This window comes from Bradyrhizobium sp. PRIMUS42 (genome assembly GCF_023006515.1).
Lineage (GTDB): Bacteria > Pseudomonadota > Alphaproteobacteria > Rhizobiales > Xanthobacteraceae > Bradyrhizobium.
In genome coordinates this window covers 1-629 of sequence record NZ_JALBGZ010001450.1, presented here as the reverse complement: position 1 = coordinate 629, position 629 = coordinate 1, and the positions used below count along the sequence as shown (strand labels likewise).

1 protein-coding gene is annotated in these 629 nt (G+C 68.4%); it reads right to left on the bottom strand.

Annotated features, from left to right (window positions below; genetic code table 11):
* A partial coding sequence (gene proB / locus MOV75_RS41000) for a glutamate 5-kinase (protein WP_247008551.1) occupies positions 1-629 on the bottom strand: 629 nt, incomplete at both ends.

Here is a 629-nt window from a genome sequence, read left to right as displayed (position 1 = left end):
CGCAGCGCGGTCACCGCGCCGGCATCGATCGTCAGAGTGCCCTTCGGCTCCAGCGTGCCCGCGATCCAGCGTTTTCGCGAGGTGATGGGGTTGGCCGGCGTCAGGAACCAGGTGCAGCGGCCGCCATCGGCGATCGACTGCAGGGGATGCTCGATCTTGCCGGAGGCGATCAGCATATGCGTGCCGCCTGTCGTCGCGATCTTGGCGGCCTCGACCTTGGTGCGCATGCCGCCGCGCGACAGCTCGGACTCGGCGTCTCCCGCCACGGCCTCGATCTCCGAGGAGATGCTCTCGACCACCGGAATGAGCTTTGCGTTCGGATTGTTCTTCGGCGGGGCGTCGTAGAGCCCGTCGATGTCGGACAGCAGCACGAGCAAGTCGGCGCTCGCCATGGTGGCGACGCGCGCGGCGAGGCGGTCGTTGTCGCCGTAGCGGATCTCGTTGGTGGCGACCGTGTCGTTCTCGTTGATCACGGGGATGGCGCGCCATTCCAGCAGCTTGCCGATGGTGGAGCGCGCGTTGAGATAGCGGCGGCGCTCCTCGGTGTCCTGCAGCGTCACCAGGATCTGGCCGGCGCCGATGCCGTGCGCGCCCAGCACCTCCGACCAGATCCGCGCCAGCGCGATCTG